The organism is Nostoc sp., from assembly GCF_036917155.1.
Classification (GTDB): domain Bacteria; phylum Cyanobacteriota; class Cyanobacteriia; order Cyanobacteriales; family Nostocaceae; genus Nostoc.
In genome coordinates, this window is record NZ_JBALDZ010000201.1 from 1 (window position 1) to 18,689 (window position 18,689).

Consider the following 18,689-nt stretch of genomic DNA (forward strand, 5'->3'; position numbering starts at 1 on the left):
TATGGTTTTTAAAGACGTGACGGCGAATAAATTCGCCTGCCCCTTGCCCCCACGGATGAATCCGGGGGCTTCCACGGGGCGAGGTGTTTGGTGAATATTTTGGAGTCAATTGCAAGTCTTCAGTACTTAGAAATCACTGATTTGCAAAACCTTGATCCCAAAGAATTTGACCGTTTTGGCTTAGGTGAGGCTGACCAAAAACAGATACCTGGTACACAGGCAGTTGAAACCTACTCCAAACTTAGGGTGCTAGGCAAACCAGGAGTAGGTAAAACCACCTTTTTGCAACATCTCGCTATTCAGTGTAACCAAAGCACATTTGTAGCAAATCAAGTACCAATCTTCATCACACTGAGAAATTTTGCTGAAGAATCTAAGATTACCAACGAGTTCAGCCTATTAAAATACATCCGCCAGGAATTTCTCGCATCTGGAATTTTCGATCCCTCAGTCATCGAAACCTTGCTCTTATCAGGCAGAGTGTTATTGTTGCTTGATGGTATGGATGAAGTTCTCAACCAACAGAGCAATGCTGTCTTAAGCGAAATTCGCAGATTTTCAGAGAAGTATCACAAAAATCGGTTGGTATCGAGCTGTCGAACAGCCTCTCAAAAACTCAGACTGCGAGGCTTTACCGATGTTGAAATTGCCCCATTTACCTCAGACCAAATCCGGGCCTTCGCTCAAAAATGGTTTGTGGCCTTTAGCAAAACCAATATTCAAGATGGTCAGGCGCAGTCCGTTCAGTTTATTCAGAAGTTAGACTTAGCTGAAAACTGGCAATTTCGCCAACTTGTTGTCACACCTCTATTTCTGCATCTTGGCTGTTGGGTGTTTCACGATCAAGAAAAATTTCCGACTAAGCGCACTGACTTTTATAAGCAAGGTTTAGACCTTCTATTGGGTAAATGGGATGAAGCCAGAGGCATAGAACGGGATGAAGTTTACCGAGGGTTTTTATTACCACAAAAGCTCAAGTTATTGAGTCAGATTGCCGCAGCAACATTTGAGCAAGGTCACTACTTTTTTGAGCAACGCGTTGTTGAGCAATATATTAGTGACTATATTCAAAATCTGACCAACGAGCCAATAGATGCAGAGTCACTGCAAATAGAAAGCGAAGCAGCGCTGAGGGCGATAGAAGCTCAACATGGGCTACTAGCAGAACGGGCACGGGGAATTTTTTCCTTCTCCTATCTGGCCTTTCAAGAATATTTCACGGCAAGGAAAATCGTTGCCAGCTATAATCTAGAGGCATTTGGACAAGCGCTTGGAGGTCTGGTCAGTCACATCACCGACCCGCACTGGCGCGAAATCTTCTTGTTAACTGCTACCATGCTTAGGAGTGCAGACTCTCTAGTACAGTTGATGAAGCAACAGATTGATACACTGGTTGCCCAAGACCCTTATTTACAAGAATTTTTGACCTGGGCTAGCCAAAAATCTCGTAGTATTTCCACCCAACCAAAAGAGGCGACAGTTCGAGCCTTTTACCTGGCCTTAAGTCGGACTCCTCACATCGCTTCTCACTTTGCCCTAGCCAGCAGCCTCGACCAAGGGATGTTTCTAGATGCGGCATTAGATGACCTGCTGCTAGAGTGTGCAATTGATGGGAACCAGGACTTTGCTCACATCCACGCCTGTGGAGATGCTCTCTCAAACATTCTGGGTATTGTTCTGGATGTAGGACTCCATAAATCCCTGCAACAACTCTCTGACCAATTGCCAAATTCTCGTCAGAGTCAAGAACGGTTTGAGCTATGGTCACAAACAAACTATTCAGCTTGGGCTGAACAGGTAAACAAGACGGTGATTAATTACCGCAATATTAACCACCAGTGGCAGTTTAACCCTGAACAACAGCAAGTGCTGCAACGCTACTATGATGCTAATCAGTTACTACTCGATTGCCTACATAGCAATTGTGAGGTGACGGCTGTTATCAGGCAGGAAATTGAAGCCAGCTTACTGTTGCCGATAAAAGAACTTGAGGATAGGGAATGGCAATAGCTCTCTTGCTTAATTCCTCAAAGAGGTTTGGATTATAAAAATAATCTTGAATAAGTTTTGTATCGTAGTTAATCAACTGATTCACAAAATCAAACAACACCAAATCATAGTACAGGAGCAGAAGGTTTTATCGGAACCATTCAAGTGGTTCTCTCCTACTTTTGATTCAGACTACTCGGTTATTGAGCCTCCCTTGTCGTTACGGTTTTTCAATCCCCCTTTGCACTTAAAATCTTAATCGCAGGTTTTGTTATGAATTTAACTATTGCCTCTCCTTTCAAAGTTGGGATACTCAAAGGTGTGCAAATACTCGTTGTAGACAACGATCTCGATAGTGGAGTGCTATATACTATCTTTCTCAAACATTTTGGCGCAAATGTGATCACAACTGGCTCCATCAAGGAGGCTTTAAAAATCCTGACTTGGTTCGTTCCCCACATTCTCATCTGTGAAATAAGATTTTTAGGTGAAAGTATCTATACTTTGCTCAATAAATTGACGGCTATGGAAGCACATAATAAGAACTATATTCCAATTATTGTGACTTCAACTTCTGCCACAGATACTATTGACCAAATTTCAGAGATAGAGTTTGAAGGATATTTGCTTAAACCAATTGACCTCGATCAATTAGTTGTCATGATCGACAAACTAGTACTAATTAGAGAAATTAATATACCAGGAGAAGATGGCTATAGGGTACGAAAATTCCGAAAATTTATGTCTCCAAAAGAAAAAGAAATTCCCGCGATCGCATTGACAGGCAATGCTGAAGGCTCTTGCGTCTGTATATCCAAAAGCCTTTAGTGAAGCAGTTAGTAACAGAAACAGCAAAACTGCTTAAATATTCTCTTAAAAGATCATGAAAACGGCAAGAAATAACCCACTAGATATACGCCACATTAGTCTGAGAGTAACAGAGTTAAGCAATACGCTGTTGTAAATAACTGTACGCAGGATGAAATGCTAGAGCGTATTGTTTTGGAGTGGAACAACCAACAAAGCGAGAGCGAACGACCATCAGGAGACGAAGATGAATAGCTTTTTTGTACAAGCCCTTGGTGTGATAGGATTGTGCTAATACCAATTCTGTATGAAGATGCACATAATAATACCCTCCTGTAGTCCCCCCTTGGCAAGGGAGGACGGCGATAGTCGGGGTGAATTATATGCAGCTTCATAAAGAAACGGTATAAACTAAGCTTCCTCATCAACTAACTGATAGACCAAAATTTTACGTGGCTGTAAAACATTCGTTTTACATTCTCAGCCGCAGTCACGTAGAACAACACGATTGAGACTGATAGACCTTTAGCTGTGCCCGTAATTGAGCGATTTCACTCGTCATATCTAGCACCATTGCCGCTCCGACTAAGTTCAGCCCCAAATCTCGACGCAAGCGTTGAATCTGAGCAATTCGCGCAATTTCGCGGGAATGCAGTAAATCACCGATGGGTTCGATTACGCCTAACTCAACGTAAAACTTCACCAGGGTAATCGAAGTCTTAGTGATCAATGCAGCATATTCAAAGGTGTAGAGTTGCTCACCTTCGGATGAAACGACGATTCTGGAAATGCTGAAGGTCATAATTTTATCTCCTCTAACTGGGTACGTGGGTTAAAGCTAGTATTTGCCTGGATTTTTTCGTAGTATTCTTGCTCAATCGCACTCAGGTCTTGCGGCGTGACAATCTGAAGCTTGGCAAATAAGTCACCTCGTCCCCCTTTTGGCAATGTCCAGCCTTTGCCGCGTAGTCTCAGTGATTGACCCGATCGCACCCCCTTAGGAACTTTCATTGTCACGCTACCATCGGGGGTTGGTACGTTAATTTCTGCCCCTAAAACCGCTTCATCAGGGCGAATTGGAATGTCACAAACAAGGTTATCGCCCTCAAATCGATAGAAGGGATGGGTTAACACTTCGATAGTTAGATATAAATCGCCACGCTGTTGAGAGAACGGACTAGGACGACCTTTACCCTTAAGCCGAATTCGACTGCCTGGTTTTGCACCTGCGGGAATACGGACGTTGATCGTTTCGTCGTCGAGTTGCAAACGCTTCTGGACACCGTGAAATGCTTCAGAAAATGTGAGGGCGATCGCAGCTTCTGTATCCGGCGCAGGTGCTTGAGAACGAAATCCACCACTAAAATCATCAAAGCCACCAGTGGAGGTTTTACGTCTCGAACGACCCAGCAGATCGTTGATAAACGAATCAAAGTCGCCGTACTGATCGAAGTCGGCCGTACCAACATTAGTGGAACTGGGTGGCGGCGCTTCAGTGTAACCAGGGTGATTCCAGTGCTGACCAAAGCGATCGTACTTTTGCCGCTTCTCTGGATCAGATAATACCTCATTCGCTTCGTTCAGTTCTTTGAACTTTGTTTCTGCGTCTTTGTCTCCAGGATTGAGGTCAGGATGATATTTGCGGGCAAGCTTGCGATAAGCTCGTTTTATTTCTTCAGGGGTTGCGGTTTTGCTTACTCCCAAAATGGGGTAATAGTCTTTAAAATCTGTTGCAGTTGACATCACTAACCTCTTGATTGCGGGTTATTATGCGGTGGGTAGCTACTCCCGATTCTCAAAATCTTTATCTGTCGTTTCTTCATCAACAGCTTTAACTATTACATTTGCATACCTTTGAAGAATATAAGCAGCTTGGAATAAATCTAAAATCGCACCTTTAAGCTGATTTATATTAGTTTGTAAACCTTCTATATTAGAACCTCGAAAATCTGTATTTTTAAATTTAGCATCAGCAAGAATAACATTAGTCATTTGGCAATTGATAAATCTTACATTTATGAGAGAAGACTCTATAAATGTAGAATCCTCAAGTATACAATTGTCAAAAATACAATTATCAAATTTACTGAAATTAAATTGTGATAATTGCCCTTGACAGCCTTTAAAAATAACATTTTTAAATCTAGACTTTATTCCTTGAAATCCTAGCAACCTACAGTCAATAAACTCAACTCTATTAATTGAGCCTTCTTCCCATTCAGTATTGGCAAAATCACTTTTATCAATTCTAACATCTTGCAGAGTAAGTTTTTTAAAATAGGTATTTATAGCTTTAACGTTATCAAAGTATGCATACTGAAAATCTACTCCTTTAGTTCCCTGAAGCTGACAATTTGATAAATGTACATTTTTATAGCTTTCTAATTCATATAATTGGTTATCTGGTATCCCCTGATTCATTGTTTCAGACGAAGGTATATTAGGAGGATCAATAGCTCTATGTTTGCTAGGCATATTTTGTTCTGGGAAATTATTTCATCTAAAAAATACGTCATAAATGTTCTAATAGTCAAGTAAAAAATACATTTTCTTATTTTTATTAATATCAATATAAAATGAGATAAAATTAAAAGAAGTTAACGACTGCATTTGCTCAAACTTCAACTATTCAAGATAAGACGAGAACAACATTGAAAGTGCAAAACTCCCGATAAACGTCAAGGTAGATAAGTTTGTATCTTGAGTTTGATGGGCTTCAGGAATAATTTCTTCAACGATCGCCACCATCAAAGTACCTGTTGTAAATGCAAGTACAATTAACTTGGGAAGATCAGTTTGTCCGCGCAACCCCCAATAGCCCAGCGTCGCACCCAGCCAAACAGGAATCAGAAATGCCGCAAGTAGCCAAAATCGCTGTGTTCGCGGCATATTTTGACTCTTAAACTCTGCGTTGGTGACAAATCCTTCGGGAATGTGAGCCACAACTCTTCCCGATACCAGCACTACCCCTAGATGAGGTGCGATCGTCAAACTAGTGCCAATCATTAAGCCATCGCCAAATAAGTCAATAGCAATGCTCAGAAAGATCACCCAACTAACAACTATTATGATCAACCCCACGCAGTCGATTTTTGCTTAAATTGAGAAGCTGATTAATCCAGACAAAAAAAGCTCCACCCAAAAACAAAGCTAAAATAGCTGCCCAAACAGGTTTAGCGATCGCAACTCTCGGTATCAGTTCGGTAGATGCGATCGCCAACAACACACCAGCAGCAGCGTGCAGTGCAAATCCTAATGTTTGTTTTGATGACGGTAAAGCTTCAGCAATCATTGCTCCCATGAAGTTGCTGACAACAGGCAAAGCTGATAGTGTTAGAGCAAATAGAAATTCCTGCATAGTCACGCTCCGCTAGTTGTAACAGACTTTTTGATGTTTGATCGTTCTATCGATAGATTGCCAGCAATTCTCATTTTGAAATAAATAGAGTATTGACCCCGATTTTGGAATTCAAAATATAGTACAAAATAACTAGTTTTTCAGCTAGAGGCGATCGCTAAAAAAACAATTGGGTCGAGTAATTAAGTATAAATACTCAATCAAATAGATGGATTGCCTGACAAGGAACGGGGGAAATTGAGGAAAATAGTTCGGTTTTTAGAATAGGGAATTCAAGGGAAATAAAAAATTATAATTGTTCTCAGATGATGTAAAATCGGTGAGCTAAAAATCCGACAGCGTGTCAAATTACTCAAACATGGCTCAAAAGGCAGCAGCTCTAGAAATTTCTGAATTAATGCAATTTTTACGGTCATTATTACATGACTTACCTGATGAAAGGAAACCCGGAAATAATACGAAATATGAGGTAGAAGATGCAGTGATGGCTGCATTTTCAATCTTTTTTACTCAGTCAGAGTCTTTTTTAGACCATCAACGGTTGATGAAATTTAAATCTCTAATTTTCTTGGGCATTTACCCTCAATCTAAATCGCCATACTGATTCTTGTCTATTCACTTGAGGAGGCGATCGCTTAATTTCTCTCTGCAAAGGCGATCGCCTCTTCCCCCAACCTCCCCCGCCAACTTAGATAAAATCACTATGGTGCTACTTAACTGAATAGTCAAATTTTCACGGTTATATAATTGGAGATTAGCTATAGTTAACGGTTAACAGGCAACGGCTAAAAGGAGTTAAAGAGATGGAAATTAAGCCAACTGACCCATCGTTAGCACTCATCGAAATTCCCCCAGGCTATCTCAACATTATGGGTTACGTCGATCAGTCAGAAGTTAATGGCCCTGGTTGTCGTGCAGTCGTCTGGGTGCAAGGTTGTGTTCGTGAGTGTCCTGGCTGCTTTAATACTAACTCCTGGTCATTTGAGGTTAACCAATTAATTGCTGTTGATACCCTTGCCGAAAATATTCTCAGCAATCCCCACAACACAGGTGTAACGTTCTCTGGTGGAGAACCGTTTTGGCAAGCTACTGCACTGGCATCTTTGGCTCAGAAGGTAAAAGCTGCTGGTTTAAATGTCATGTCTTTTACTGGATTCACTCTTAAGCAGCTACAGTCTCAATCCGCGCCACCAGGTTCACAAGCATTATTAGAACAACTCGATATCCTGATTGACGGGCCTTTTGTCCAATCTCTAGCAATTAATTCTCCCAACTCTCCAGTGTCTTCTAGCAATCAAAGGGTTCGGGTATTAAACCCAGCTTTCCAAGACCAAATTACTTGGGCTAGCGACCAGATAGAAATTCACATCCTCAAGGATGGTGGCCGCATTGTCACTGGTTATCAAGGTGGGCTGGAACTGACGTAGTTGGGTATGTGGCAAGAAGTTAAAACTTAAAAATTGAGCCTCTGAGACTCGACTTTGACCTTCCGAGGCTCGACGTTGACCTGCTGAGGCTCAACGTTCAAATTTTAACTCCCTTCTCTCCTTGTCCAATCTCTCATTCCAAATGCATCTATGTTTGAAACGAATTATATTAAAAAAATACATATCTAAATTTGACTAGACCAATTGAGACAATTTTTACTAAACACCGCGTATTTTGGGCTGTTTTACTCCTTGGTATAGCACTGGTGGTAACGCTAGGGCTATCGCTTTCTCAAGGAGCGGTACCCTTAAATATGTCGGAATTTTGGCAAGCCATTCTCCGCAAAGGCGATCCGGTTAAACAGACTATTCTCTGGGATTTACGTCTCCCGCGCATTACTGCTGCTCTGATTGTTGGTGCAGCTTTGGGAATGTCAGGAGCATTGCTACAAGGAATGCTACGCAATAGTCTTGCCGATCCATTTATTTTGGGCATTTCAGCGGGTGCAGGATTAATTGTGATTCTGATGATCGTGTGGCACATATTCCCGATCGCAATTCCTCTAGCAGCGTGGATGGGAGCAATTTTGACTTCTGCGATCGTTATTTTGCTCGGTCGTGCGGGGCCGGGAATTTCTGTTGAGCGGTTGATTTTAGGCGGAGTGGCGATCAGTTCTTTATTTGGTGCTGTACAAAGTACATTGTTGCTTTTAGCTGAAGACGGTCAAATTCAAATTGCACTCAGTTGGCTAGTTGGTAGCCTCAATGGACGTGGTTGGCAAGAAATTGCTACGGCTGGCCCTTACATCATCGTTGCATTGATCGGGGGATGTTTACTGGCGCGATCGGTAAATGTGCTGGCTTTGGGAGATGATTTGGCTGTGGGTTTGGGGGTTTCGTTAACGCGATCGCGCCTGTTAATTGGCGGTGTCGCCACTCTATTAGCCGCAGGTGCAGTCAGCATCAGTGGCTTGATTGGATTTGTTGGTCTTGTTGTCCCTCACGGTGTCCGCCTCATCGTTGGTACAGATCATCGCTTTGTTTTACCACTTTCTGCCCTTGCAGGTGCATGGTTACTGACTTTTGCAGATTTACTCTCTAGGCTAGGAGCAGTAGAACTACCAGTAGGTTCCGTCACTGCCTTGCTGGGTTCACCATTGTTTATCTGGTTACTTTATCGTCGTTCTGCTGGGTTTAATAAATTTTGAGCTAATAAAAATTGCTGGTGTATTCACTACAACAGCAACAAGCAGAATGATCACTTTTAGTTTATTTACCTCGTTTATTATCACATTTACGAGGTATTTTTTATTGGAAGCGATGTTTAATCTTATCCCGGATTTCTCACCACATCTCTCAAAACCTTGTGCAGAGGAGCAGAGGGGCAGAGGAGCAGAGGGGAAAGAACAAGGCACATTGAACTCTCACTCTCCTCTGCTCCCCTGCTCCCCTGCTCCTCTGCTTTTTCACGCCGTGTTGTACTAGTCCCTTTTTCAAGACTTATTCAACGACTTGTATTTATGCCAATTACCCCTATGATTATTAAGGCGATCGACAAAAGTTTAATGAATGTGGCAGATTCACGAAACCAGATAATCCCAATAATAGCAATTAGAATAGTTCCCAATCCAGCCCAGACGGAATAAGCCACACTTACTTCAAGTCTCTTGAGAGCAAGGGTCAAAAAAGTAAAACAAAATCCATAGCAGACAAATATTAATACTGAAGGAACTATTTTCGTAAATCCCTCCGATAATTTCATGCAAGTTGTGCCTGAAACCTCAAAGAGGATTGCGACGATGAGGTAAATCCAGCTTATTAACATATTTTTTGTAAGTGGTTTGTTAAGAGCAACTGACCGAACAAGGCAAAAGTAAAAAGTTAAAAGGCACTCATAAAGAAAAATCAAAATGGTAACAAGCAACTAAATTTATTTATGGAACGAAATAAAAACATTTATAACGATAGCGCAGCGTTAGCAAGTTATCGAGCGTCGTGGCATAGCGCGTTCGCATGATTGCGTCTCGTAGAGAGAAATAATACGGACTTAATCATTTCTCCTCAATTTATTTATGGGGATTATCTTTTTACTTGTTAAGGGCGATGCATCACACCCTATCAATGTAAAAAACAGTCCTGAAGTCACCCATTAACAAATACATTTAATTTTGCGTTTAAATTCGGAGGCAACTCTTTAATTTTTACTCTTCAATTCCCAAATCCAAAATTTAAAATCTAAAATTCGGTGAAGCATTGGGGCAACACCTACTGTAGTATGATTGTGATTTTGTCCTACTAATGGTATGAGAGATGATGGCTCAATTTGAATACAGCACTCTTGCCCATCCACAGGATATTCAGCAGATGAAGTATATCCTTGAGCAGTGTTTTATCAGCGCACTTGGTGGTGAGGAAGCTTACATCAATCTAATTGGCGTAGAAAATTTCCGTATTATTCGGGGATTCGAGCAATTAATTGGTGGATTGGCAACTTTGGATATGGCCCAGTGGTGGGGTGGTGTGCGTGTACCAATGACAGGAATTGCGGTAGTGGGCATTTCTCCAGAGTATCGTGGTTCGGGAGCTGCGATCGCTCTTATGGAACATACCCTGAAAGAACTTTATGCTAGGGGCGTAGCAATTTCCGCTCTTTATCCAGCAGTTCAAAGTTTGTACCGAAAAGTCGGGTATGAGCAGAGCGGTAGTTGGTGTATTTGGGAAGTTGCTACCAGAAATATCCAGGTACGTGAGCAACCCCTATCTTTGGAACCAGTAGCGAACATCAATCATGAAGTTTTTCATGAGCTATATCAGCAGCAGGCGAGACTAACGCAGGGATATTTAGATCGACATCCAGGAATCTGGCAGCGAATAATCCAACCAGATGAGAAGGAAACAGTCTATGCCTATTTTATTGGCCCTAAAGACCAACCCCAAGGTTACATCATCTTCACTCAAGAGCGAACAGAAGATGGTGAAGTCCTCTGGGTGAAAGATTGGGTACTCCGCACCGTTGCTGCTGCACAAACCTTCTGGTCTTTTCTCGCAAATCATCGCTTCCAAATTCATCAGGTACGATGGAAGAGTTCTGCAACTGATTCCCTGACATTGCTACTACCAGAACAAACTGCCAAGATATGGCGTGAGAGTCGTTGGCTATTGCGGATAGTAGATGTAGTTAAAGCCCTGGAGGCGCGGGGTTATCCATCGGGAATCCAAGCTGAACTGCACCTAGAAATTCAAGATAATTTGCTAACTGAAAATAATGGTAAATTCATTCTTTCTGTCGCTAACGGACGTGGTGAAGTCACAAGAGGCGGAAAGGGTGAGTTGCAGCTAAATATCCGAGAATTAGCACCACTGTACACAAGTTTGTTCACCCCCTACCATTTGCAACAAGCGGGAAAACTAGATGGGACAGAAACGGCTATTTTAGCAGCTACCCAAATATTTGCAGGTGCCTCGCCTTGGATGCCTGATTTCTTTTAAAGGGAGAAGGGAGTGGGGAGAAGGGAGTGGGGAGTAGGGAGTGGGGAGTAGGGAGTGGGGAGTAGGGAGTGGGGAGTAGGGAGTGGGGAGTGGGGAGTAGGGAGTTAAAAGTTTTCACCATCTCCCTCATCTCCCTCATCTCCCTCATCTCCCTCATTTCCCTCATTTCCCACACTTGAGTGACTAACCGAAATTGCTAATTAGTTCAAGAAATTTGGGGTGCCACTATCACCATTCCTACCAACAGCAGGAATTTCTATTATGCTATCTGTAGCTTTACCAGTGCCATCATTGGTAACAGATGTAGAATCACCTGGATGTCCATTGGGGACGAACAGTTGCGGGTGGTCAAAGGGCGCTTTCTGATACCGAACTCGATCATCAGTCAGTCCTTTTAAAAAGGCGACCAATTCCTGTTTTTCTTCCGGTGACAGATTCAGTGGGGGAAGAAGTCCAAAATCACCACCCCGATTATAAAAATCAACCACTTGCTCTAAGGTCGCCTGACCTCCATTGTGGAAGTAGGGAGCAGTGAGTTCCACATCGCGAAGTCCAGGTGCTTTGAAGGCTCCGTCTGCAAGCACAGTTTCACTAGGATTCAACGGTGGAGTGAGGACGGGAGGATTTTCGCCGAGGAGAAGCTGAAATTTGCCCAATTGAGCCAATCGTGCTTCTGAAAGCGGATTACCTTGACCGTTACCAAACAAACCGTCATTACCACCCAAAGCGGGGTCGTCTGTGGCAGGTCTGACGCCGATATTGAAAAAGCCAGTGTCTTCGGGAGATTGTGGTCCGAATGGCACACGTCTGATTCGTCCGTTTTGAGTCACGCTGCTCACTGAAGCAGATGTTAATTCTAATCCAGTGTGGCAACCAATGCAGCCAGCTTTGCCCCCAAATAGTTGTTTCCCTAGTTGCTGCTGCGGGGTTAGGGCGGTGGTGTTTCCTTCTAAGAAGCGATCGTAGGGCGTATCATTGGCAATGAGTGTGGACTCGTACAACTGAATTGCCAGCCCAAAAAATAGCGAGAAGTTGTACTCCATCAATGTGTACTCATTAGTCTCCAAGGAACGATCTGGCCTCTTGACAAAAGTTCGTTGACCTTGAGCATCGACTTGGATGAGTCGATTAGAATTCCACCACTCCGACTTGAAGGCATCTTTAATCAGCTGATCGTAGGTTCTATTTTTGAGTCCGGGTTTGGGCCACTTACTATCTGCACCTAAAACACTGTCTTGTGGATGCACAACCTGTTTACCTAGCGGTCTGAGGGCAAATAACTTTTTCCCAAGTTTTCGGGGGAGCTTTTTACCATTACTAATTCGTCCGAACTTATCACCAATTTCTTGAAAAGTACGACCATCACTAGACAACTCGGTAGAATTGAGTGGCGGGCCGACTGCTTGGGAAGCCAAAGACGAATTATTCAGGCTGATTTTGACAAATTTAGGCTGATTTGGGTTTTCGGCTTTGACGACAGAGGCGTTAGGATCTCTTAAACCAAAGGGATTCACCCCATTAAAGATATTTTGTGCCCTTCCATCCCAGAAGTTGCGGAAGTTAAATGCTGCATTAATTACAGTTGGCGTGTTACGCCCCTGGACGTGGCGCACATTTATACCACCCACATTAAACACCGGATCTGGCTCGTTTATTACTTGGTCTTCTGCACTACCAGGTATGACATCAACAAACTTCGTATTGAAGGCCCCCTGAGAGGAACTGACATCGTTTTTGTCAGATACAAGAGTCGTAGGATCGTTTGGGTTTGACAGCTTGTGGAATGGGAAATCTTCCGGCTTGAGCTGGTAGTTTGGTGATCCACCTACATTAAAAATCGTATCTGGATTCGCTGTACCATCGGCGTTAATTCGCAAAAGCCCAGGATTGATCTGATTTTTGGATCTATTGTCGGCTCCAGCATGGAAGTGGCAACTAGCACAGGAAGTTTCTCCATCGCTCCCAACCTGCATATCCCAGAAAAGAGCTTTTCCTAACTTGATCGCGGCTACTTTGTCTTTTACGAAGTCTCCAAGATTGTCAGGCTGTGGAACCGATACGCTCTTGAGCGAAACCGGAGGCGGCCCTGTAACCTGTGCTGATACAGTATTTCCAGATATTACTGCGACCAAGATAATGGCAGCAATTGTTATAGTCCTGGAAAATCTTGATCTCAGGTACTTAAGCTTGCTATATCTGAATCTCCACTCTTGCCGCTGTATTTTTGTCACTAAAGATTTGAGCAAAAATCGACCTCTTGAGGACAAAAGCAAGAAAATTGATAAGCTAGCAATAAAAACTACTAAGCTGATTATGGGTATAATCCCCATAGTTTTTTGTAAAAAGATAACATCGAAATAGAGTATACATTTACGATTGAGTTTGAAATTTAATATTCATGTAAAATAATTACGTGATTTACAAATTTTTTGTAAACAAGAAATACTTACTTCGAGCTACAAATAAATTGAGTAGGGTCGGTAAGCTTTATATTACTGAATTTGCATATATTGGGTGCGCGAGACGCTTACCCCACAAGAAATAGACATCTCCAGAAATTAAATATGGGTTATCCAGAATCCTTGTAGAGACATAGCAGTGCTACGTCTCTACATTCATTTTCACCAGATGTCTAATATACAATTTCAGATTACGTAAACTAGATGTGGGTTAGCTTATTAAGATATTTTATCAATAAGAATTTAAAACCTTAGATATATTTTAGCTTATTATCAGCCCTACTTTGAGTAGGATATTTGAATGTCACTACATCAAAGTTCTGGTCGGTGGCGCTTAGGGCTAGCGTTATCGCTATTGACGGTCTTATTGTGGGGAATTTTACCTATTGCTCTGACGGTAACTCTACAAGTACTTGATGTCTATACGGTTATTTGGTTTCGCTTTTTAGCATCATTTCTGCTGCTTGTTATGTATTTAGGAATACGCGGTCAATTACCAAAGTTAGAACAATTGCGTTCTGCTTCTGGGAAATTATTAGCGATCGCTACACTTTTCTTAGGGATTAATTACTTTTTGTTCATGCAGGGTTTAGCGCTAACATCACCTGCTAATGCTGAAGTTCTCATTCAACTATCTAGCCTTTTATTAGGTTTAGGAGGGCTGATTATTTTTAAAGAACGTTACCGACTATATCAATGGATTGGTGTAAGTGTAATGATTTGCGGTTATCTTTTATTTTTTCGTGAACAACTAACAAATTTAATTACAGCCCATGGCACATATATACTCGGTAGTTTCTTGATTGCACTAGGATCAGCAGCATGGGCTATTTATGCTTTGGCACAAAAGCAGTTATTACAATCTTTATCTTCTCCCAGTATTATGCTGATTATTTACGGGGGATGTGCTTTATTATTCACTCCTCTAGCCAGAGTAAAATCACTTTTTATACTTGATGGGTTTCATTTAGGAATATTAGTTTTCTGTGCTTTGAATACTTTAATCGCTTACGGTGCTTTTGCCGAATCATTAGAACATTGGGAAGCATCACGAGTAAGTGCAGTAATCGCTTTAGCTCCCATTGTGACATTAATATCGGTTGTAGTTGTATCAGTTATTGCACCTTCTTTAACACCACCAGAACACTTCACTTTCATCGCAATATTAGGAGCAGGTTTAGTAGTCACAGGTTCAGTAGCGATCGCCTTGGGAAAAGCTGATTAATTGCCATAATTTTCGGGATTTTTACTGGGTTTGCCAGCTAGTGAATTCGTGCTTTATTCAAAGCTACAACATAAATACTGAGGCAGAGTATTTTTTATTTGTTATGATTTAATAGTGAAGGCAAGCTACTGAAGTCAGACGGATACTTTACCCATCTGCGTGACTTTGGAGTTTTTAATTGTTGACTTGATAGCCGAAAAATCCTTGAAGAAGAATTCAAAAATCAGAATTCAGGAGTCAGAATAAATTACTAGGTAATTGGGAATCACTACTTTTTTTGACTACCAAATCTAAGATTTGGTGGAGATTTTAAACCCATTTATACCCATTATTTTCAGCAAGCTACATTCGCAAATCATACATAATTCATCCTGAATTATAACTCCTGACTCCTAAATTCTGTTTTGATAAAATTGAGGCTAATAACTTTAAGTAAACTAAGCAGGGCGCCCGAATAACTACCAAAGCCAACACCCGATCAAACCAGACCACTGAAACAGTTGAGCGATGAATAGTTTGTTTGGTAATTGGGCCAGCACCCTCAGAAAAAATTCCCTATTGCTGGTTCTTTCAATGATGCTGCCAACATTTGGAATTAGTAATTCTGTCTTGGCAGCAGAGCGGATTTATGCATCTTATTCAGCTTTAGAGCTTTCCATTTCAGTCTCCACTTTAGAAAACTACGCCAAAACAGGTGTAATTAACGAAGACTTGGCAGCCTATCAGCAATATCTACCTCTAGAACAGCTTCAAGAATTGCGGCGGATTTTGCTTAATCGCGTGAAAGTTAGTCCGGTAATAGTTTCGCAACTTCTCTACACACCGCAAGGAGAATTTTTGTTGCATCGGCTGGCGCAAGTGATTCAAACCAATCAGCCAAAACCAGGATTTGGTGCCTTGCGTTCGGCGCTAATTTTAGCTTCTGGTGAATCGGGAGGGTTGACACTTTTGAATGTGTTGCGGAAATATCCCAGCAGCAGCATTCGCCTTGATGTCGCCGAGACGTTGGAAATATCTACGGAATTGGAGAAACTTGTTAACCAAACCCATCGGGCGATCGCAGCAGTTTCTCAAAAGTCTAAAATAGAAGCTGCTACCATTTCCCAACCAAATTTATCGCAATTACCCGATTTACAGGTTCCGGGAAAGTTGAAGTCGCAAAAGTACATCCTGAAGTTTTTCGACTCAAGGCGCAATCGGCTTTTATTGACTGATGTTTACATTCCCAATGTCCAGAACGCTGCACCAGTAATTGTCATTTCTCACGGTTTGGGTTTAGATAGCAGCAACTTTCAATATTTAGCCACTCATCTAGCTTCCTACGGATTTGCCGTTGTCGTTCCCAATCATCCTGGTAGTGATGCTAAACAATTGCGTTCTCTGTTAAACGGACACGCCATTGAAGTAGCAGAACCAGGAGAATTTCAAGACCGACCTTTGGATGTAACATATATCTTGAATCAATTGGAAAAAGGTAATCAATCTGATTCACGGTTTAAAGGTCGCTTAAATCTGCAACAAGTCGGAGTATTTGGTCAATCTTTGGGAGGCTATACAGCCTTAGCCTTAGCAGGCGCTAAAATCAACTTTGAGCAGCTAAAACAAGACTGTCAACCAGCAGCACTACAAAATACCTGGAATATGTCTTTACTGCTCCAGTGTCGCGCTTTGGAATTGAGCAGCAAGTCTGACAAGGATTATAACTTGCGGGATGGGAGAGTGAAAGCTGCGATCGCAGTTAATCCCATTACTAGTTCGATTTTCGGCAAAGCAGGCTTAAGTCAAATCAAAACTCCAGTAATGATTGTCAGCAGTAGTGATGATACAGTTGCACCAGCTTTATCTGAGCAAATTTTACCTTTCTCCTGGTTGACGAATTCACAAAAGTATCTCGTCATGCTTGTAGGTGGCACTCACTTTTCCACCATTGGTAATGGTAATCCTGCAAATCGACAAGTAGCATTACCTGCCGATATGATTGGTGATGCTTCTCAAGCGCGTCGTTATATGAATGTTTTGAGTTTACCTTTCTTCCAAACATACATTGTCGGAAAGTCACAATACACCCCTTACCTAAATGCAGGCTACGCTCAAAGTATTTCTAGTAAGTCGCTTGGCTTGAGTCTTGTCAAGTCATTGAATACAACCGAATTAGCTCAATTGCTGGATATTAAAGGAGACAAACCCGCAAAAAAAAACTCCCCAACACCATAGTCAGCTTCGGATTTTGGATGTTGGATATTGGCGTTGCATTACTGCATGTGATGATTTTTATTTGACTTGAACACAAAAAAGGGCGATTAAGAAGTAAAAAGATAATCCCCATAAATAAATTTAGTTGCTCTGTTATCATTGTTCTTTTTCTTTATGAGTGCCTTTTTACTTTTTACTTTTGCCTTGTTCGGTCAGACACCCACCCCGAAGCATAAATTGGTGTAGTCCTCACAACACCTTACACTGTCCATTATGACGTAACAAATGGTCACATAATACCAGGGCTACCATCGCCTCAACCATTGGAACTGCACGTGGTAACACACAAGGATCGTGCCGCCCTTTTGCTGCTAATAGTGTTTCTTCACCTTCACGAGTTACTGTCTTTTGCTCTTTTCTAATTGTCGCCGTTGGCTTAAATGCAACTCGTAAAATGATATTTTCCCCGTTGGAAATTCCCCCTTGAATACCACCAGAACGGTTAGTTACAGTGCGAATTTCACCATTTTCATCAATATAATATTCGTCGTTATGCTCAATTCCGGTTAACAGCGTCCCCCCAAAACCGGAACCAATTTCAAAGCCTTTGCTAGCAGGGAGAGACATGACACCCTTAGCGATATCAGCTTCTAATTTATCAAATACTGGTTCACCTAAACCTTTCGGTACATTACGCGCTACACATTCTACCACACCGCCGATAGAATCACCAAGTCTACCAACTTGCTCAATCAATTCAATCATGCGATCGCTACATTCAGTATCGGGACAACGGACGATGTTGCTTTCAACCTGTTCTAAGGTAACAGTGTTGGGATCAACTACACCTTCCAAGTCTTTGATGCGCTTGACGTAAGCAATAACTTCGACATTGGCAACTTGACGGAGAATTTTTTTAGCGATCGCACCTGCTGCTACTCTGCCAATTGTCTCACGCGCTGACGATCTCCCCCCACCTTGCCAATTGCGAATGCCATATTTTGCATCATAAGTTGCATCCGCATGAGAAGGCCGATACTTATATGCCATCTCATCGTAGTCTTGGGGACGAGTGTCTTTGTTCCGTACCAAAATTGCTATGGGCGTTCCTAGTGTTTTGCCTTCAAATACCCCTGATAAAATCTCACAGGTATCGGCTTCTTTGCGAGGGGTCGTAATTTTACTTTGTCCTGGACGCCTTCTATCTAGTTCTACTTGAATTTCTGCTGCCGAAATTTCTAGTTGTGGAGGACAACCATCAATCACAACCCCCACACCGCCGCCGTGAGATTCACCAAAAGTAGTGATGCGAAATAGATGGCCAAAAGTGTTGCCCATGATCTGAAAGAAAAAGGATTAGGCTTATGTATTTTACCTAGAGTTTGTGCAAAAGTTAATTTTTGTGATTTAGCACTTGGAATGTATGACGTATAATAACAATCTAATGTGAAGCTGCACTAAATGAGTAACTCTCTATTCTTGGCGCTCTTCTCTAACGAGACGCTACACGTTGGCGGAGCCTCTCGTAGAGAAGGCGTACTTGGCGGTTCGTTTAATATTCTGTGCATCTTCATACAAAATTGGTATAAGCTATTTTTTACCCGTACAAATAAGAAAGCGCCCTCCGTTACCAGAAGGCGCTTTCTTATTTAGCGAAACTAGAGAATTAACCGTTGATAGCAGGAGCGGCAAGAGCTACAGGAGCAACATCACCAGCCGCCAAATCTAGAGGGAAGTTGTGA

At 42.0% G+C, this 18,689-nt stretch carries 15 protein-coding genes and 2 pseudogenes; 8 read left to right on the forward strand and 9 right to left on the reverse strand.

Annotated features, from left to right (window positions below; translation table 11 throughout):
- Positions 1–90: 90 nt before the first annotated feature.
- Positions 91–2,010 (forward strand): NACHT domain-containing protein, encoded by a 1,920-nt coding sequence (locus V7K67_RS25700; protein WP_334733763.1) that lies wholly within the window; start codon positions 91–93, stop codon positions 2,008–2,010.
- 252 nt (positions 2,011–2,262) lie between these two features.
- Complete coding sequence (locus V7K67_RS25705; protein ID WP_334733762.1) at positions 2,263–2,817, forward strand: response regulator; 555 nt, start codon at positions 2,263–2,265, stop codon at positions 2,815–2,817.
- Positions 2,818–3,286: 469 nt separating this feature from the next.
- Here V7K67_RS25705 and V7K67_RS25710 read toward each other — a convergent pair whose 3' ends face one another.
- The 5 genes from V7K67_RS25710 to V7K67_RS25730 form a co-directional block, all read right to left on the reverse strand.
- The gene (locus V7K67_RS25710) at positions 3,287–3,598 is read right to left on the reverse strand and encodes a chaperone modulator CbpM (protein ID WP_334733761.1); all 312 of its coding nucleotides are present in this window, start codon (positions 3,596–3,598) and stop codon (positions 3,287–3,289) included.
- Positions 3,595–4,539 (reverse strand): DnaJ C-terminal domain-containing protein, encoded by a 945-nt coding sequence (locus tag V7K67_RS25715; RefSeq protein ID WP_335168944.1) that lies wholly within the window; start codon positions 4,537–4,539, stop codon positions 3,595–3,597. The genes V7K67_RS25710 and V7K67_RS25715 overlap by 4 nt, the downstream gene beginning before the upstream one ends.
- Before the next feature lie 39 nt (positions 4,540–4,578).
- Positions 4,579–5,271: a pentapeptide repeat-containing protein gene (locus tag V7K67_RS25720; RefSeq protein WP_334733759.1), complete on the reverse strand. Its 693-nt coding sequence runs from the start codon at positions 5,269–5,271 to the stop codon at positions 4,579–4,581.
- A 150-nt stretch (positions 5,272–5,421) separates the two neighbouring features.
- A complete protein-coding gene (locus tag V7K67_RS25725) occupies positions 5,422–5,877 on the reverse strand; it encodes a ZIP family metal transporter (RefSeq protein WP_334733758.1) in 456 nt (151 codons plus the stop codon).
- Positions 5,852–6,154 carry a hypothetical protein gene (locus tag V7K67_RS25730; RefSeq protein ID WP_334733757.1) on the reverse strand — a complete coding sequence of 101 codons (303 nt, stop codon included), beginning with the start codon at positions 6,152–6,154 and terminating at the stop codon, positions 5,852–5,854. The genes V7K67_RS25725 and V7K67_RS25730 overlap by 26 nt, the downstream gene beginning before the upstream one ends.
- Before the next feature lie 358 nt (positions 6,155–6,512).
- Between V7K67_RS25730 and V7K67_RS25735 the strand changes: the two are divergent.
- From V7K67_RS25735 to V7K67_RS25745, 3 genes and pseudogenes are all read left to right on the forward strand, one after another.
- Positions 6,513–6,704 (forward strand): annotated as a pseudogene (locus V7K67_RS25735) (ISNCY family transposase); the annotation flags it as partial.
- A 253-nt stretch (positions 6,705–6,957) separates the two neighbouring features.
- Complete coding sequence (locus V7K67_RS25740) at positions 6,958–7,581, forward strand: 4Fe-4S single cluster domain-containing protein (protein ID WP_335168947.1); 624 nt, start codon at positions 6,958–6,960, stop codon at positions 7,579–7,581.
- Positions 7,582–7,784: 203 nt separating this feature from the next.
- On the forward strand, positions 7,785–8,789 hold the full coding sequence (locus V7K67_RS25745) for a FecCD family ABC transporter permease (RefSeq protein WP_334731783.1): 1,005 nt from the start codon (positions 7,785–7,787) through the stop codon (positions 8,787–8,789).
- Between the two features lie 296 nt (positions 8,790–9,085).
- Here V7K67_RS25745 and V7K67_RS25750 read toward each other — a convergent pair whose 3' ends face one another.
- Positions 9,086–9,406: a DMT family transporter gene (locus tag V7K67_RS25750; RefSeq protein ID WP_334708640.1), complete on the reverse strand. Its 321-nt coding sequence runs from the start codon at positions 9,404–9,406 to the stop codon at positions 9,086–9,088.
- 485 nt (positions 9,407–9,891) lie between these two features.
- On the opposite strand from V7K67_RS25750, the gene V7K67_RS25755 reads away from it, so the two are divergent.
- Positions 9,892–11,070, forward strand: a complete 1,179-nt coding sequence (locus tag V7K67_RS25755) for a GNAT family N-acetyltransferase (protein ID WP_334731778.1) — start codon at positions 9,892–9,894, stop codon at positions 11,068–11,070.
- A gap of 200 nt (positions 11,071–11,270) precedes the next feature.
- On the opposite strand, the gene V7K67_RS25760 is transcribed toward V7K67_RS25755, so the two are convergent.
- Complete coding sequence (locus V7K67_RS25760; RefSeq protein ID WP_334731779.1) at positions 11,271–13,400, reverse strand: cytochrome-c peroxidase; 2,130 nt, start codon at positions 13,398–13,400, stop codon at positions 11,271–11,273.
- Positions 13,401–13,830: 430 nt separating this feature from the next.
- Here V7K67_RS25760 and V7K67_RS25765 point away from each other — a divergent pair, with 430 nt between their 5' ends.
- The gene (locus tag V7K67_RS25765) at positions 13,831–14,754 is read left to right on the forward strand and encodes a DMT family transporter (protein ID WP_334731780.1); all 924 of its coding nucleotides are present in this window, start codon (positions 13,831–13,833) and stop codon (positions 14,752–14,754) included.
- Between the two features lie 507 nt (positions 14,755–15,261).
- Complete coding sequence (locus V7K67_RS25770) at positions 15,262–16,968, forward strand: alpha/beta hydrolase (RefSeq protein WP_334731781.1); 1,707 nt, start codon at positions 15,262–15,264, stop codon at positions 16,966–16,968.
- Between the two features lie 228 nt (positions 16,969–17,196).
- Here the strand turns inward: V7K67_RS25770 and aroC are convergent, their stop codons facing one another.
- Together aroC and V7K67_RS25780 are read right to left on the reverse strand one after the other, a co-directional pair.
- Positions 17,197–18,285 carry a chorismate synthase gene (aroC, locus tag V7K67_RS25775; RefSeq protein ID WP_334731782.1) on the reverse strand — a complete coding sequence of 363 codons (1,089 nt, stop codon included), beginning with the start codon at positions 18,283–18,285 and terminating at the stop codon, positions 17,197–17,199.
- Positions 18,286–18,613: 328 nt separating this feature from the next.
- A pseudogene (locus tag V7K67_RS25780) lies at positions 18,614–18,689 on the reverse strand (photosystem II protein D1); the annotation flags it as partial.

What these genes read in the sequence shown, in the direction of transcription:
- V7K67_RS25705 (WP_334733762.1), top strand. Translation starts at nt 2,263, where the DNA reads ATGAATTTAACTATTGCCTCTCCTTTCAAAGTTGGGATACTCAAAGGT.
- V7K67_RS25710 (WP_334733761.1), bottom strand. Translation starts at nt 3,598, where the DNA reads ATGACCTTCAGCATTTCCAGAATCGTCGTTTCATCCGAAGGTGAGCAA.
- V7K67_RS25715 (WP_335168944.1), bottom strand. Translation starts at nt 4,539, where the DNA reads ATGTCAACTGCAACAGATTTTAAAGACTATTACCCCATTTTGGGAGTA.
- V7K67_RS25720 (WP_334733759.1), bottom strand. Translation starts at nt 5,271, where the DNA reads ATGCCTAGCAAACATAGAGCTATTGATCCTCCTAATATACCTTCGTCT.
- V7K67_RS25730 (WP_334733757.1), bottom strand. Translation starts at nt 6,154, where the DNA reads ATGCAGGAATTTCTATTTGCTCTAACACTATCAGCTTTGCCTGTTGTC.
- V7K67_RS25740 (WP_335168947.1), top strand. Translation starts at nt 6,958, where the DNA reads ATGGAAATTAAGCCAACTGACCCATCGTTAGCACTCATCGAAATTCCC.
- V7K67_RS25750 (WP_334708640.1), bottom strand. Translation starts at nt 9,406, where the DNA reads ATGTTAATAAGCTGGATTTACCTCATCGTCGCAATCCTCTTTGAGGTT.
- V7K67_RS25755 (WP_334731778.1), top strand. Translation starts at nt 9,892, where the DNA reads ATGATGGCTCAATTTGAATACAGCACTCTTGCCCATCCACAGGATATT.
- V7K67_RS25760 (WP_334731779.1), bottom strand. Translation starts at nt 13,400, where the DNA reads ATGGGGATTATACCCATAATCAGCTTAGTAGTTTTTATTGCTAGCTTA.
- V7K67_RS25765 (WP_334731780.1), top strand. Translation starts at nt 13,831, where the DNA reads ATGTCACTACATCAAAGTTCTGGTCGGTGGCGCTTAGGGCTAGCGTTA.
- V7K67_RS25770 (WP_334731781.1), top strand. Translation starts at nt 15,262, where the DNA reads ATGAATAGTTTGTTTGGTAATTGGGCCAGCACCCTCAGAAAAAATTCC.
- aroC (WP_334731782.1), bottom strand. Translation starts at nt 18,285, where the DNA reads ATGGGCAACACTTTTGGCCATCTATTTCGCATCACTACTTTTGGTGAA.